Genomic DNA, 13,680 nt, shown 5'->3' with positions numbered 1-13,680 from the left:
GGCATGAACTCGAACCTCGATCTCGATCCCAAAACGTCGCGCCTGAGCGCGCGTCAGGTGCTCATCGTTGCCGCCACCAGCGTCGGCTTCGTCGTCTCGCAACTCGATGTATCCATCGTCAATGTGGCGCTGGCGAGTATCGGTCACGACCTGCACGCGAACGTCGCGAGTCTGCAATGGACCATCGACAGCTACGCGCTCGCCTTTTCCGCGCTGATGCTTTCCGCCGGCTCGCTCGGCGATCGCATCGGCGCGCGGCGGCTGTTTGCGGGCGGGCTCGCCTTGTTCGCGCTGGCGTCGCTCGCGTGCGCGTTCTCGCGCGATGCCCCGCAGTTGATCGCGGCCCGCGCGCTGCAAGGAATCGGCGCGGCGGCGATGCTGCCCAATTCGCTCGCGCTGCTTAACGCAGCCTGCGGTCACGATCCGCGTTTGCGGGCGCGCGCGGTGGGTCTGTGGACGGCTGCAGGCTCGATTTCGATCGCGGCCGGGCCGATCGTTGGCGGTGTGCTGATCGCGGCGTTCGGCTGGCGCAGCATCTTCTGGGTCAACGTGCCGATCTGTGCGGCGGGCATAGCGGCGACGCTCGCGTGGGTCCGCGAAACACCCGCGCAACCTGGAAGCGGTCGCGGCGCGCGCGGTATCGACCTGCCCGGTCAGGCGCTTGCCGTGATCGCGCTCACGGCGCTCGTCGGCGCGGTCATCGAGATGCGGCCGCTCGGACTCACGCATCCGCTCGTGCTCGGCGGGGTTGCGCTGGCGTTGCTGGCGGGCGCGTCGTTCGTCGTGATCGAAGGCCGCACACGCTCGCCGATGCTTCCGCTCGCGCTCTTCAAGGAGCGCACCTTCAGCGCGGCGGTGGTGTTCGGTATCGGCGTGAATCTTACCTACTATGGGATGGTGTTCGTGCTGAGTTTGTACTTGCAGCGCGTGCTCGGACATACGCCCTTGCAGACCGGTCTTGCTTTTCTGCCGCTGACGGGCGGCTTTCTGCTGTCGAATCTGGCGAGCGGACCGGTCGTCGCGCGTTTCGGCTCGCGTGCGCCGATGATCGCCGGCGCGCTCATCGACGCCGCCGGTTTCGCGGCGCTCGTTTTCGTCGATGCCCACACGCCCACGCTCGCGCTCATCGTGCCGTTCCTCCTGATTCCAACCGGCATGGGCGTCGCGGTTCCGGCAATGACCACCGCGCTTCTCGGCACGGTCGGTCAGGAGCGCGCGGGCACGGCGTCCGCAGTATTGAATACGGCGCGGCAGGCGGCGGGCGCAATCGGCGTGGCGGCATTCGGCGCGCTCGCGGGACATGGCGAAGGCGGCGCGGCAACGGCGCAGATCGTCGATGCGGTGCGCTGGTCGGCGGGCATATCCGTCGCGCTCCTAGTCTGCGCTTGCTTCAGCGGGTTTCTCGTGCGCGATGCGCGTGGCAATCGCCCGATGAGCGCGGCACGGCAGGCGACGGAATAATGCGACGAGACTCGGGAACGCGCGTTGCAGACGCATGAGGGACGCCCGGCATCGACGAAACCGTGCCGGTCACACACGAACTGCATACCCTGGAGAACACCCCATCATGTCGACGATGCCCCGCTCACCCGAAGAGCCGATGGAACCGGACCCGGACAAGCTGCTCGACCCCGACGCGGCGCCGAACCCCGACGATCCGGACATGCCCGATGGCCCGGATTCAGCGACGCCACTCGTTCCCGCCGATCCGAGGAATGGGCAGCCGCGCCTTTGAAGGCGCGCGTTGTTCGAGCGGCGCTGCTTTCGTGAAATAGATCGCGCGACTCCGCTGAATGCCGGCGCCGGTCGAGGTCACGCCTAACTGACCGCAGAGACAGCAGGCCGAGAGCCTAAGCAGCGCGCTGTCTGGCTCGCACTATCTTCCAAACACAGAAAGCACAACGCCCGCGCGACCGAAGATCGCCGCGCGGGCGTTGTTGCCGTCTAAACCAGAATTACAAATTCGTAGTTTGCACGGCACCCGTCTGCAGGGCGCGCTCGATCAAGCCTTCCTCCTGCGCCCGCTTCACGGCATCCGCGACGAACGTATCCGGCGCCTCGACTTCCGCTTTGATGGCACCGATAATGCCGCCCGCCTCCACGATCACGAGCGATTCCGCCGAATCCGCCCGGCTGATGATGACGCGCCGGGGACCGCCGCCGTCCGCGATACTCGCGCAGAACTGCATGCTTTGCCCGCCGATTACTTGTTCGAATGTTTGAATCATCGCTGTCTTCCGCGTTGGTTGGACAAAAGCCATGGTTAGCCGCTTCGCTAAAACGCCGCGTGCTCATTCATTGATTCGCGCCGCGTCGTCAGGTTCAATTTTGTAAGCTGATGGCCGTGAGCGCAACGACATCTCCGCGAGCGCGGTAGCCGTAAATTGGTCGGCGGGAAAAAAGGCCTCGATTGCCAACTCGGATAGCGTGATGTCCACCGGCGTGCCGAATACCGTCGTCGTGCTCAGAAACGACAGTGTGCCGTGCGGCGTCAAAAGGCGCAGCGGCACGACCACGGGATCGAGTTCGGCACTCCTCGCCTTGCCGGCATGCGGCGGCGTTGGATACGCCTCGAGTTCCACGAGCAGCGCGGCGAGCGCGGCGTCTCCAGAAACCTCGATCTGCCGACGCACACGCGCCAGCAGATGCGCGCGCCATTCGTGCCAGTTCTCGATTGCGTGAGCCAAGCCTTGCGGATGCAGCGACAAGCGCAGCACGTTCACGGGCGGCGCGAGTAGCGACGCATCCGCCGCGAGCGCAACCAGCGCCGACACGGCGGCGTTGCCAGCGATCATCGTCCAGTGACGATCGACGGCCAACGCCGGATACGGCTCGTGTCCCTTGAGCACGAGTTCGACGGCACGGCGCGCGGCATCGAGTTGCGGATCGGCGAACGGGCGTTCGCGATATAGCGGCGCATAACCCGCCGCCATCAGAAGCGTATTGCGCTCGCGCAGCGGCACATCGAGTTGCTCGGCCAGGCGCATGAGCATCTCGCGGCTCGGCAACGATCGCCCTGATTCGATGAAACTCAGATGACGCGTCGATACCTCAGCGTCGCCAGCCAGGTCGAGCTGGCTCATGCGCCGTTTCTGGCGCCATTCACGCAACAGCGCGCCGACCGTCGCGGGCGGCGCGACACTCGATGCAACGAACGCAAAAGTCGAATTCATGCCGCCGATGTTAGTCGATTCGTCCATCCGCGATCCATTACCTGACGCGTAATGACCGGTCAAAGTTGCGTCGAATGCGGTCGTAACATTTACCTCGCAAACCATTGCGCAGAAATCTTTGCGCGCGTAACCCTAAATCTCGGGTGGTCCGCGCCGTTAAAAGCCATCAACAAGCCAATAAAGTTTCGCGTGCCGTGCGTGTCTCATGTCGAGCTCGCAGTGCTCGCGACGCCCTGACTTCTTGCGGAGAGATCATGTTTGTCATTATCGGTTGGGTAGTGGTCATCGGTTCGGTGATCGGGAGTTTTATCGGCGTCGGCGGGCATCTGGCGGCGCTGGTTCAGCCGTTCGAGCTGCTGTGTATTTTCGGGGCGGCAATCGGCGCGTTCGTCGTGTCCAATCCGACCGCGACGCTCAAGAAGACCTTGCAAGGTCTGCCGAAGGCCTTCAAGGGTGGCGCGTACACGAAAGAGAAATACCTTGCGCTGATCGCGCTGCTCTATGAGCTGCTGCAAAAGGCCCGCAAGGAAGGGATGATGGCGCTCGAAGCCGACGTCGATGCTCCCGAAGCCAGCCCCGTGTTCCAGAAGTACGAACACGTGATGAACGATCATCATCTGCTCGAATTCATCGTCGACTATCTGCGCATGATGTCCGCAGGCAACGTCAACGCGATGGAAATGCAGGACCTGATGGACGAAGAACTCGAAACGCATCACACCGAAAGCGCGATTGCCGGTAACGCAATTCAGAAGATGGCGGACGGCTTGCCGGCGTTCGGTATCGTCGCGGCGGTGATGGGCGTGGTGCACACCATGGGCTCGGTCGGCGCAGCGCCCGCCGTGCTCGGTGAGATGATCGCGGGTGCGCTCGTCGGAACCTTCCTGGGCATTCTGCTCGCATACGGTTTCTTCGGACCGCTCGCTGACTTGCTCAACGCAAAGGGCGCGGCCGAAGCCAAGCCGTTCCAGTGCGTGAAGTCCGTGTTGCTCGCGTCGATGAACGGCTACGCGCCGACCATCGCCGTCGAGTTTGGCCGCAAGGTGCTCTTCACGGCGGACCGTCCGAGTTTCAAGGAACTGGACGACGCCGTGCGCGCCACCAAGATGCCGAAGTCCGCTTAAAGCCGCTCGCGCTCATTACCGGAAAACACGTTCATGGCTGAGAAACCTTCACGCGATCCGCTGCAATCCGTGCTCGCGCCGACCATCATCGTGCGCCGCAAGAAGAAGGCGCACGGACACGGTCATCATGGCGGCGCATGGAAGATTGCCTACGCCGACTTCGTCACCGCGATGATGGCCTTCTTTCTCTTGATGTGGCTGCTGGGCTCCACGTCGAAGTACGACAAGGAAGGCATCGAGGACTACTTCAACACACCGCTCTCCGCGCTCTTCGGCAACGACGGCGGCGCATCCGCGCACACGAGCGTGATTCCAGGCGGCGGACGCGATCTGTCGAGCACGCGTCCCGGCGAAGGCAAGAAGAGCCAGACGCAGCCAGTGCCGCCGCAAATCGCGCGTGCCGCTGTCGCCGCGGACGACATGCAGCGCCTGCAGCAACTGAAGCAGAAGCTGCAAGCGCTGATCGAACAGACGCCTGCACTGAAAGCGTTCAAGGATCAGATTCGGATCGCGATCACGAGCGAAGGCTTGCGTATCGAGATTGTCGATTCGCTCAAGCGGCCCATGTTCGCGTCGGGCAGCTTCAAGCTCGAAAGCTATGTGACGACGATTCTCACGAATATCGGCGCGTCGTTGAATGACGTCGATAACCGCGTGTCTATCGCCGGTCACACGGACGCCGTGCCCTACTCCGGCAATCAGACGGGCTACTCGAACTGGGAGCTGTCGAGCGAGCGTGCCAACTCCGCGCGCCGGGCGCTGGTCAGCGGCGGCATGAAGGAAAGCAAGATTCTTCAGGTGCGCGGTCTCGCCGATGCACTGCCGCTCAATAAGGACGTTGCCGACGAACCGACCAACCGCCGTATCAGTATTCTCGTGCTGAACAAGGCTGCGGAACAGGCATTCTTCCGCGATGGCGGCCGCACGACGGTGGATCAGACCTTGCCTCCCGAAACCGCGATTCCGGCGGCCGTGGCGGCGAAATCGACCGCGCCGGCAGCGGTGGTCAAGTAACCTCCAGGCTACATCGACAGATGCGCCATGCACAAATCACGCGTGCATGGCGCTTTCTTTCATGCGCTCAGGAAAGCCAGTCGCTCACGGTCTGCACGACGAGCCACACATTCGCCACGCTGATCACGACGAACAAGAGCCACGCCAGCAGCTTCGTGGTCATGGCATTGGCGAACTCGCCCATCAGCGTCCGATCGCTCGTCATGCGAATGAGCGGCCACAATGCAAACGGCAATTGCAGGCTCAGCACGACCTGACTCGCGACCAGCAGCTTGCCGACCGCGCCGTTGCCCATCGCATACACGCCGATCAGCGCGGGCACGAGCGCGAGCGCACGCGTGATGAAACGCCGCTGATAGCACGGAATCTTCAAGTGCAGGAAGCCTTCCATGATGACCTGGCCCGCGATGGTGCCGGTAAACGTCGAGCTTTGTCCCGAAGCGAATAGCGTCACCGCGAATAGAACCGCGGCCAGCCCGGTGCCGACGATAGGCGCCAGCAGCTTGTAGGCATCTTCGATCTCGGTGACTTGCGTATGCCCTGTCGCATGAAACGCCGATGCCGCGAGAATCAGAATTGCCGCATTGATGAGCAACGCAAGCACGAGCGCGACGATAGTGTCGATGCGCGACAAGCCGATGGCCGACGCCAGGCTCTTCTTATCGCGCTGAACCACGCGCGTTTGCACGATCGACGAATGCAGATAGAGGTTATGCGGCATCACGGTTGCGCCGAGAATGCCGATGGCGAGATACAGCGGCTCGCGCTGCGAGAAGAGGCTGATCGAAGGCACGAGACCTGCGGCGACCGAAGCCCAATGCGGCTTCACGAGCACGAGCTCGACAATATAACCAAGCCCGATGGTCGCAATCAAACCCAGCATGATGGCTTCGAGATCGCGAAAGTTCTTGCCCTTGAGACCGAGCACGATGAGCGTATCGAACGCGGTGAAGATCACGCCCCACATCAGCGAGCAGCCGAATAGCAAGTGAAACGCGAGCGCACCGCCGAGCACTTCGGCGAGATCGCACGCGATGATCGAGAGTTCGGCGAGCGCCCATTGCGCATGAGCGACGGGCTTTGCGTAGCGTTCGCGTGATAGCTGCGCTAGATCGCGTCCGGTGACAATGCCGAGGCGCATCGACAGACATTGCAGCACCATCGCCGCAAGGCTCGAAAGCACGACCACGAAAAGCAGGTCGTAGCCATAGCGCGATCCGGCTTCGATATCGGTGGCCCAATTGCCCGGGTCCATATAACCGATGGAGATGAGCAGCCCCGGCCCCGCGAACTGCAGCAGCTTTTTCCAGAACGACGCGCCAGGCGCGACGGCGACGGAGCCTTTGACTTCAGACGGACAGAATGGCGCGGTGGCCGTGGTCGGCAGCTTGAACGGCAATTGACGGTCCCGGTGTCGATGTTTGAACGAAAGATGTTTGAACGAAAGCGAGCGTCACTGAAACGAACCATGCCTTTGTCTTACAGGACGCTCGAAGCTCGCGAGTCTATCATCGGGCGCTTGCCGCCACAGGCGAAAACGTTTGTGACAGCGCCCGCTTCAATCTGACCAAAGCGCCATTTGACCGCCAGCATCTCGTCACGGTGCGAGACATAGAATCGGTGCCGTGGCGGTGGTGGGTGTAACGAGTTTCATGACGCTCGAAACCACGAAACCGCACGCCGCGAATCGTCCTTAACTTTTCAGGGAGTTCGCCATGAAACTACTCGCTCGCATCGCTATCGTTACGTTGGCCGCAGCGCCACTTGCCGCCTTTGCTCAAAGCGAAGGACTCACCCGTGCACAGGTCAGACAGGATCTCGTCAAGGTCGAACAAGCCGGCTACAACCCGTCGGAGCGCGATGCGTTTTACCCGAACGATATCCAGGCCGCCGAACAGAAGGTCTCGAACCCGTCGTATGGCGCATCGTCGGAAGGCTCGTCGGCGTCGGGACAACCGACCATGACGACCACGCCGCTCGGCCAGACTCCGCAATAACGCCACTCGACAGTCACGCCATTCCGAACGAGGCCAGCGCGGCTTCCGCTGAATTGAAGCGATCCCGCGCCGTCTCACTGCGGTACTCGCATTGCCTTTCGCGCGATGCATCGACGTACTTTCCGATTACGTTCACCTTCCATTGCGCGCTGCCGGCTTTCCTTTCGAGCGCTTAGGATTACGCACGCCTTTCATTCCACGCAAGATGACGAAATCGCCATTTTCGCGTCATTATCTCGTTGGTACGTTGCCACTACCATAGGGCACCGAAGGCGGCTCACCGACTCGCCTTCGAGACTCGTCCCGCGCGTGAAAGCACCTGCGTCCCTCCCTCGCTCTTCCGAACGCCTCAATGTGGATTGTCAACGTAGCGCTGAAGCGGCCTTATACGTTCATCGTAATGGCCATCATGATCCTGCTGGCCACGCCATTCGTCATTCTGACGACGCCGGTGGACGTACTTCCGGAGATCAACATTCCGGTTGTCAGCATCATCTGGACGTACACGGGCCTCTCGTCCGAGGACATGGCCAACCGCATCACGTCCGTGAACGAACGCAGTCTCACGACCACCGTCAACAACATCGAGCATATCGAGTCGCAGTCGTTGCCGGGTATCGCCATCATCAAGCTGTTTCTGCAGCCGACCGCGAACATTCAGACGGCGATCGCGCAGACGGTGGCCGTCGAACAGGCGCAGCTCAAGCAGATGCCGCCCGGCGCAACGCCGCCGCTCGTCATCAGTTATTCGGCGTCGAGCATTCCGGTGATCCAGCTTGGATTGTCGAGTCCCAAGGAGTCGGAGCAGTCGCTCAACGATACGGCGCTCAACTTCCTGCGCCCGCAGCTCGTGACCATTCCGGGCGCATCGGTGCCGTATCCGTATGGCGGGAAGTCGCGTCTCATCTCCATCGACCTCGATACGCGCGCGCTGCTCGCCAAAGGCTTGACGCCAACCGATGTGGTCAGCGCCGTCAACGCGCAGAACCTGATTCTGCCGACCGGCACGGCGAAGATCGGGCCGAAAGAATTCACCATCAACATGAACGGCTCACCGACCACCGTGGAAGGCCTCAACGACCTGCCCGTGCGAACCGTGAACGGCGCGACGACTTATCTGCGTGAAGTGGCGCACGTGCGCGATGGCTTCTCGCCGCAGACCAACGTCGTGCGTCAGGATGGCCGGCGCGGCGTGCTGATCTCGGTGCTGAAGAACGGCGATTCATCGACGCTCTCTATCGTCAACACGTTGAAGGGTCTCCTGCCGCAAGCGCGTTCGTCGTTGTCGGAAGACATCAAGATCACCGCGCTCTTCGATCAATCGGTGTTCGTGAAAGCCGCCGTGCAGGGCGTGGTGCGCGAAGCGCTGATCGCCGCCGCGCTCACGGCCGCCATGATCCTGCTCTTCCTCGGCAACTGGCGCAGTACCTGCATCATCGCGATCTCGATTCCGTTGTCCATTCTCTCGTCGTTGATCGTGCTGCATGCGCTCGGGCAGACCATCAACATCATGACGTTGGGCGGGCTCGCGCTCGCGGTGGGCATTCTCGTCGACGACGCCACCGTCACCATCGAGAACATCGAACGCCATCTGCACATGGGCACCGATCTGCACGAAGCGATTCTCGAAGGCGCGGGCGAAATTGCCGTGCCCGCGCTCGTCTCGACGCTATGTATTTGTATTGTGTTCGTGCCGATGTTCTTCCTGACCGGCGTGGCGAAGTTCCTGTTCGTGCCGCTCGCGGAAGCCGTGGTGTTCGCCATGATCGCGTCGTACATTCTTTCTCGGACGCTCGTGCCGACGCTCGCCATGCTGCTGATGGGCCACGCGCATGCACCCGATGCCAAGAAGAAACCGAATCTCTTCATGCGGCTGCATCGCCGGTTCGATCACGGCTTCGAGCGCATGCGCGCCGCATACATCGTGATTCTGAGCAGCCTGCTCGTGAAGCGGCGGCTCTACGGTTCGCTCTTTCTCGGCTTCTGTCTCATCTCCACCGCGCTGGTGTTCGTGCTCGGCCAGGACTTCTTTCCCACGGTCGACGCCGGCGACATCCGCATGCACATGCGTGCGCCGACGGGCACGCGTATCGAGGAAACCGCGCGCCTCGCCGATGAAGTCGAGAAGGTCGTGCGTCAGGTCGTGCCCGCCGATGAGCTCGATACCATCCTCGACAATCTCGGCCTGCCCTATAGCGGTATCAATCTCTCGTACAGCAACTCGGGCACCATCGGTACGCTCGACGGCGAGATACAGGTCGCGTTAAAGGAAGATCACGCGCCGACCGAAAAATATATCGACGAACTGCGCGCGCTCTTGCCGCAGAAATTTCCCGGCGTGGAGTTCTTCTTTCAGCCCGCGGATATCGTCACGCAGATTCTGAACTTCGGCTTGCCCGCCGCCGTAGACGTGCAGATTCAAGGCCAAAATCAGCAAGCTAACTTTCAGGTCGCGGCCAAGCTGATGAAGCAGATCCGCATGATTCCCGGCAACGTGGATACGCACATCCAGCAGAAGCTCGACGAACCCGTCATCAACCTGACCATGGACCGTACGCGTCTGCAGCAGCTCAATCTCTCGGCAAGCAATGTCGCGCAGAACGTGCTCGTTTCACTATCGGGCAGTTCGCAAACGTCGCCGGGATTCTGGTTCAACCCGAAGAATGGCGTGGAATACAACCTCGCGGTACAGACGCCGCAGTATCAGGTTTCATCGGTCGACGAACTCTTGCGCACGCCTGTGTCTGCCTCGCTCACGGGACCGACGCAATTGCTCGGCAACCTCGTGCGTGTCTCGCCGCAGAATCAGTTCGCGGAAGTCTCGCACTACAACATCCGTCCCGTGATCGATCTCTTCGTAAGCGTGGAAGGAAACGATCTCGGCAGCGTGGCGCGTCAGGTGAATCATCTCGTCGATGAAGCGCGCCGCACGCTTCCGCGCGGCACGCAGATCAACGTGCGTGGTCAGGTCGAGACCATGCGTACATCGTTCTTCGGGCTGGGCGTTGGCGTGGCCATGGCGATCGTGCTGGTGTATTTGCTTATCGTCGTCAACTTCCAGTCGTGGGTCGATCCGCTCATCATCGTGAGCGCGTTGCCGGCGGCGCTCGCGGGTATCGTCTGGATGCTGTTTCTCACCGGCACGCATCTGTCCGTGCCCGCACTCACGGGCGCGATCATGACGATGGGCGTCGCCACCGCCAACAGTATCTTGATGGTGTCGTTCGCGCGGCAACGTCTGACAGCGGGCGTGCCGCCGCTCGCCTCCGCGCTCGAAGCAGGCGCAAGCCGTATTCGCCCGGTGCTGATGACGGCCTTCGCGATGATCATCGGCATGATTCCAATGGCGCTCGGTCTCGGCGAAGGCGCCGAACAGAACGCGCCGCTCGGCCGCGCGGTGATCGGCGGCTTGCTGTTTGCCACGGTTTCCACGCTGTTCTTCGTGCCGCTCGTCTTCGCGGGTATTCACGCGCGCCTTGCTAAACGCGCGGAACGCAAAGGCCAGAAACCGCACGGCGAAGCGCAGTCCGACGACACGAACACGCAGCACTGAATTCAATCCAGGCACTCCGACGAACATGACTGAAAAGAACCACGCCTCGCTCGCGATTCCCGCGCGTGATCCGAATGAAGGACCCGCGCTGCCACCGCGCCATGTCGAATGGAAACGCGCGAAGATCGCGCTCGTGATCGTGCTTGCGCTGCTCGCGCTCGGCGCGGCGCGCACCGTGATCAGCGACATGATTCACAACCGCTCGGTCGTCACGCGCACGCAACAGAACGCCCAGCAATACGTCAACGTGGTCGCGCCGACGCAGACCGATGGCGGCGGCAACACGACCTTGCCGGGTACGCTGCGCGGCTTCGTCGAATCGCCGATTTATGCGCGCGCGACGGGTTATCTGCTGCACTGGTATGCGGATATCGGCACACGCGTGAAGCAAGGCCAGTTGCTCGCCGATCTCGATACCCCTGAAATCGATCAGGAGCTCGCGCAGGCGGTCGCGCAACGCGATCAGACAGCATCGAGCCTGGGCCTTGCGAAAAGCTCGCTGCAACGCTGGCAACAACTGCGTCAGCGCGATGCCGTCTCGCAGCAGGAACTCGACGAACGTCAGAGCACGTATAACCAGGACGTGGCCAATCTCGCCGCCGCGGACGCCAACGTGAAGCGTCTGCGTCAGCTCGAATCGTTCAAGCGCATCGTCGCGCCGTTTGCAGGCGTGGTCACGCAGCGCAACGTCGATGTCGGCGATCTCATCGACGCGGGCAGTGGCGCGAGCCGCGCGCTCTTTGCGCTCGCGCAGTCGGACCCGCTGCGCGTGTTCGTGCAGTTGCCGCAGGCGTATGCGCAGAACGTGTCGGTCGGTCAGTCGGTGGTCGTGATGCAGGCCGAGCTTCCCGGTCAGCAGTTCCACGGCAAGATCACGCATATCTCCGGCGCGATCGACGTGCCCACGCGTTCGCTGCAAGTCGAAGTCACGCTGCCCAACGCCGATCAGCGCCTCCGTCCCGGCGCCTATGTGCAGGTCGCGGTGCCAGCCGTCGTCCATGCACGCCTGCTCGTGCCGGGCAATGCGTTGCTCTTCCGTGCGGAAGGACCGCGCGTCGCGGTGGTCGACTCGAACGGCCATGTGCATCTGAACAAGATCGTGATCGCGCAGGATCTCGGGCAGTCGCTCGAAATCGAGAGCGGTATCGAGCCGACCGACAAGATCATCATCAATCCGAGCGATTCCATTGCGGATGGCGATCATGTCGTGGTCCAGCCGCAGAAGCAGCAGAATCAGCACGATCCGCAGACTCCGAATCAGAAGGCCGCGTCATGAGAGGCATCGTTGCCATCGGCTTGTTGACGATGCTCGCGGCGTGCACCGTCGGCCCCGATTACAAGCGCCCCGTCGCCGAGACGCCGCCCGACTGGCAAACCGACTCGTACTGGCGAGTCGGCGAACCTTCGCACGCGCCGCTCGCGCTCGACTGGTGGACGAGCTATGACGACGCCACGCTGAACACGCTGGAGACGCAAGCACTCGCGCAGAATCAGACGCTCGCGGCCGCCGTCGCGCATTACGAACAGGCCCGCGCAACGCTCGCGCAAACCTCATCGCTCGCGCTGCCCGAGGTGGATCTCGGCGCACAGGCCGACCGTCTGCGCGTATCGAAGAATCGTCCGGTCACGAGCTACAACACGCCGGTCATGAGCACGGTTCAGAACGACATCAAGCTCGCGCCTTCCGTGAGCTATGACCTCGATCTGTTCGGACGCATTCGCCGCGAAGTGGAAGGCGCACAGGCAACGGCGGAACAATCGCGCGACGACCTCGCCAACGCGCGGCTCGTTCTCACCACGGAACTCGCGAGCAGCTATTTCTCGATGCGCGAACTCGATGCCGAGATCGACGTGCTGAATCGCTCCGTGGGGCTGCAGAAGAAAGCGCTCGATTACGTGACCTCGCAGCACGATCTGGGCGCGGTATCCGGTCTCGACGTGCTGCAACAGCAGTCGCAACTCGACTCGACACGCGTGCAGGCGCAACTGCTGCTGAACCAGCGCGCGCAATACGAACACGCCATTGCGGCGCTCGTCGGCACGCCCGCGCCGCAGTTCTCCATCGCGGCGGACATCAAGGATCGTCCGGTGCCGTCGATACCGCTCGGCCTGCCGAGTGACGTGCTGCAACGCCGGCCGGATGTGGCATCGGCGGAGCGTTCGATGGCGTCGGCGAATGCGCAGATCGGCGTCGCGAAGGCTGCATTCTTTCCGAGCCTGACCTTGAACGGTAACGTCGGCTGGGAGAGCACGGCGTTCTCGAGTCTCATCTCCGCGCCAAGCCTCTTGTGGACCATCGGCACCATGGCGAGCCAGGTCGTGTTCGATGGCGGCCGGCGTTCCGCTGCCGTCGACTTCGCGAGCGAAGGCTACGTGGCGGCTGAGGCGAATTATCGTCAGACCGTTCTCGGCGCGTTCCAGCAGGTGCAGGACGGTATCGTCGGGTTATCGGTGCTGGATGGCGCGGCGAAGCAATCGCATGCAGCCGTGGTGGACTCGCAGCGTCTGCTTTCGCTTGCCAATGATCGATATTCCGGCGGCCTCGTCGCTTATCTCGACGTGATCACCGCACAGCAGCAATTGCTCACGAGCGAGCGCCAGGATGTGCAGATACGTGGCCAGCAACACACCACGTCTGTCGCGCTCGTCAAGGCGCTGGGCGGCGGATGGGACGTGCATGACGCGGCGCAGGAACAGGGTGCATCGAATCAGAGCGTCGAGGAATCATCGCGTTGAATGGCGGTTCGATGCAAGCATGTTAGACGTGAGGATCGTATAGTAATCACCTATAACAATAAGCAAGCGAGCGGTAAGCAAAC

Annotated in this window: 11 protein-coding genes; 8 read left to right on the top strand and 3 right to left on the bottom strand. The window is 62.2% G+C overall.

All coding sequences use genetic code 11. The annotated features are described in order from the left end of the window. Nucleotides 1-3: 3 nt before the first annotated feature. Both NCR98_RS15640 and NCR98_RS15635 read left to right on the top strand, forming a co-directional pair. Nucleotides 4-1,461: an MFS transporter gene (locus NCR98_RS15640; protein ID WP_250526608.1), complete on the top strand. Its 1,458-nt coding sequence runs from the start codon at nucleotides 4-6 to the stop codon at nucleotides 1,459-1,461. A 106-nt stretch (nucleotides 1,462-1,567) separates the two neighbouring features. Beyond that, complete coding sequence (locus tag NCR98_RS15635; RefSeq protein ID WP_244828474.1) at nucleotides 1,568-1,735, top strand: hypothetical protein; 168 nt, start codon at nucleotides 1,568-1,570, stop codon at nucleotides 1,733-1,735. Between the two features lie 220 nt (nucleotides 1,736-1,955). Here the strand turns inward: NCR98_RS15635 and NCR98_RS15630 are convergent, their stop codons facing one another. Then, entirely contained in the window at nucleotides 1,956-2,228 is a 273-nt protein-coding gene (locus NCR98_RS15630) for a hypothetical protein (protein ID WP_244828475.1), read from the bottom strand. Nucleotides 2,229-2,291: 63 nt separating this feature from the next. Further along, nucleotides 2,292-3,173: a helix-turn-helix domain-containing protein gene (locus NCR98_RS15625; protein WP_250526683.1), complete on the bottom strand. Its 882-nt coding sequence runs from the start codon at nucleotides 3,171-3,173 to the stop codon at nucleotides 2,292-2,294. A gap of 254 nt (nucleotides 3,174-3,427) precedes the next feature. Between NCR98_RS15625 and motA the strand changes: the two genes are divergently transcribed. Both motA and motB read left to right on the top strand, forming a co-directional pair. Then, the gene (motA, locus tag NCR98_RS15620) at nucleotides 3,428-4,297 is read left to right on the top strand and encodes a flagellar motor stator protein MotA (protein WP_244828477.1); all 870 of its coding nucleotides are present in this window, start codon (nucleotides 3,428-3,430) and stop codon (nucleotides 4,295-4,297) included. A 33-nt stretch (nucleotides 4,298-4,330) separates the two neighbouring features. Then, entirely contained in the window at nucleotides 4,331-5,311 is a 981-nt protein-coding gene (motB, locus tag NCR98_RS15615; RefSeq protein ID WP_244828478.1) for a flagellar motor protein MotB, read from the top strand. 67 nt (nucleotides 5,312-5,378) lie between these two features. Here motB and NCR98_RS15610 read toward each other — a convergent pair whose 3' ends face one another. After that, nucleotides 5,379-6,710, bottom strand: a complete 1,332-nt coding sequence (locus NCR98_RS15610) for an Nramp family divalent metal transporter (RefSeq protein ID WP_250493246.1) — start codon at nucleotides 6,708-6,710, stop codon at nucleotides 5,379-5,381. A 316-nt stretch (nucleotides 6,711-7,026) separates the two neighbouring features. Here NCR98_RS15610 and NCR98_RS15605 point away from each other — a divergent pair, with 316 nt between their 5' ends. The 4 genes from NCR98_RS15605 to NCR98_RS15590 all read left to right on the top strand — a co-directional run bounded on the left by NCR98_RS15605 (nucleotide 7,027) and on the right by NCR98_RS15590 (nucleotide 13,597). Then, entirely contained in the window at nucleotides 7,027-7,308 is a 282-nt protein-coding gene (locus NCR98_RS15605; protein WP_244828483.1) for a DUF4148 domain-containing protein, read from the top strand. 352 nt (nucleotides 7,309-7,660) lie between these two features. Next, nucleotides 7,661-10,861, top strand: a complete 3,201-nt coding sequence (locus tag NCR98_RS15600; protein WP_250466742.1) for an efflux RND transporter permease subunit — start codon at nucleotides 7,661-7,663, stop codon at nucleotides 10,859-10,861. 25 nt (nucleotides 10,862-10,886) lie between these two features. Next, nucleotides 10,887-12,137, top strand: a complete 1,251-nt coding sequence (locus NCR98_RS15595; protein ID WP_250493245.1) for an efflux RND transporter periplasmic adaptor subunit — start codon at nucleotides 10,887-10,889, stop codon at nucleotides 12,135-12,137. Then, nucleotides 12,134-13,597, top strand: coding sequence for an efflux transporter outer membrane subunit (locus tag NCR98_RS15590; RefSeq protein WP_250509929.1), 1,464 nt, complete (start codon nucleotides 12,134-12,136; stop codon nucleotides 13,595-13,597). The genes NCR98_RS15595 and NCR98_RS15590 overlap by 4 nt, the downstream gene beginning before the upstream one ends. The last annotated feature ends 83 nt before the right edge of the window (nucleotides 13,598-13,680 follow it).

The organism is Caballeronia sp. GAWG2-1 (assembly GCF_023631405.1).
GTDB lineage: Bacteria > Pseudomonadota > Gammaproteobacteria > Burkholderiales > Burkholderiaceae > Caballeronia.
Note: the sequence above shows the minus strand (reverse complement) of the source record. Positions and strands in the feature narration are given on the sequence as shown.

Coding starts and splice junctions, on each gene's coding strand:
- motB (WP_244828478.1), top strand. CDS start 4,331: ATGGCTGAGAAACCTTCACGCGATCCGCTGCAATCCGTGCTCGCGCCG.
- NCR98_RS15595 (WP_250493245.1), top strand. CDS start 10,887: ATGACTGAAAAGAACCACGCCTCGCTCGCGATTCCCGCGCGTGATCCG.
- NCR98_RS15600 (WP_250466742.1), top strand. CDS start 7,661: ATGTGGATTGTCAACGTAGCGCTGAAGCGGCCTTATACGTTCATCGTA.
- NCR98_RS15590 (WP_250509929.1), top strand. CDS start 12,134: ATGAGAGGCATCGTTGCCATCGGCTTGTTGACGATGCTCGCGGCGTGC.
- NCR98_RS15640 (WP_250526608.1), top strand. CDS start 4: ATGAACTCGAACCTCGATCTCGATCCCAAAACGTCGCGCCTGAGCGCG.
- NCR98_RS15630 (WP_244828475.1), bottom strand. CDS start 2,228: ATGATTCAAACATTCGAACAAGTAATCGGCGGGCAAAGCATGCAGTTC.
- NCR98_RS15605 (WP_244828483.1), top strand. CDS start 7,027: ATGAAACTACTCGCTCGCATCGCTATCGTTACGTTGGCCGCAGCGCCA.
- motA (WP_244828477.1), top strand. CDS start 3,428: ATGTTTGTCATTATCGGTTGGGTAGTGGTCATCGGTTCGGTGATCGGG.
- NCR98_RS15625 (WP_250526683.1), bottom strand. CDS start 3,173: ATGAATTCGACTTTTGCGTTCGTTGCATCGAGTGTCGCGCCGCCCGCG.
- NCR98_RS15635 (WP_244828474.1), top strand. CDS start 1,568: ATGTCGACGATGCCCCGCTCACCCGAAGAGCCGATGGAACCGGACCCG.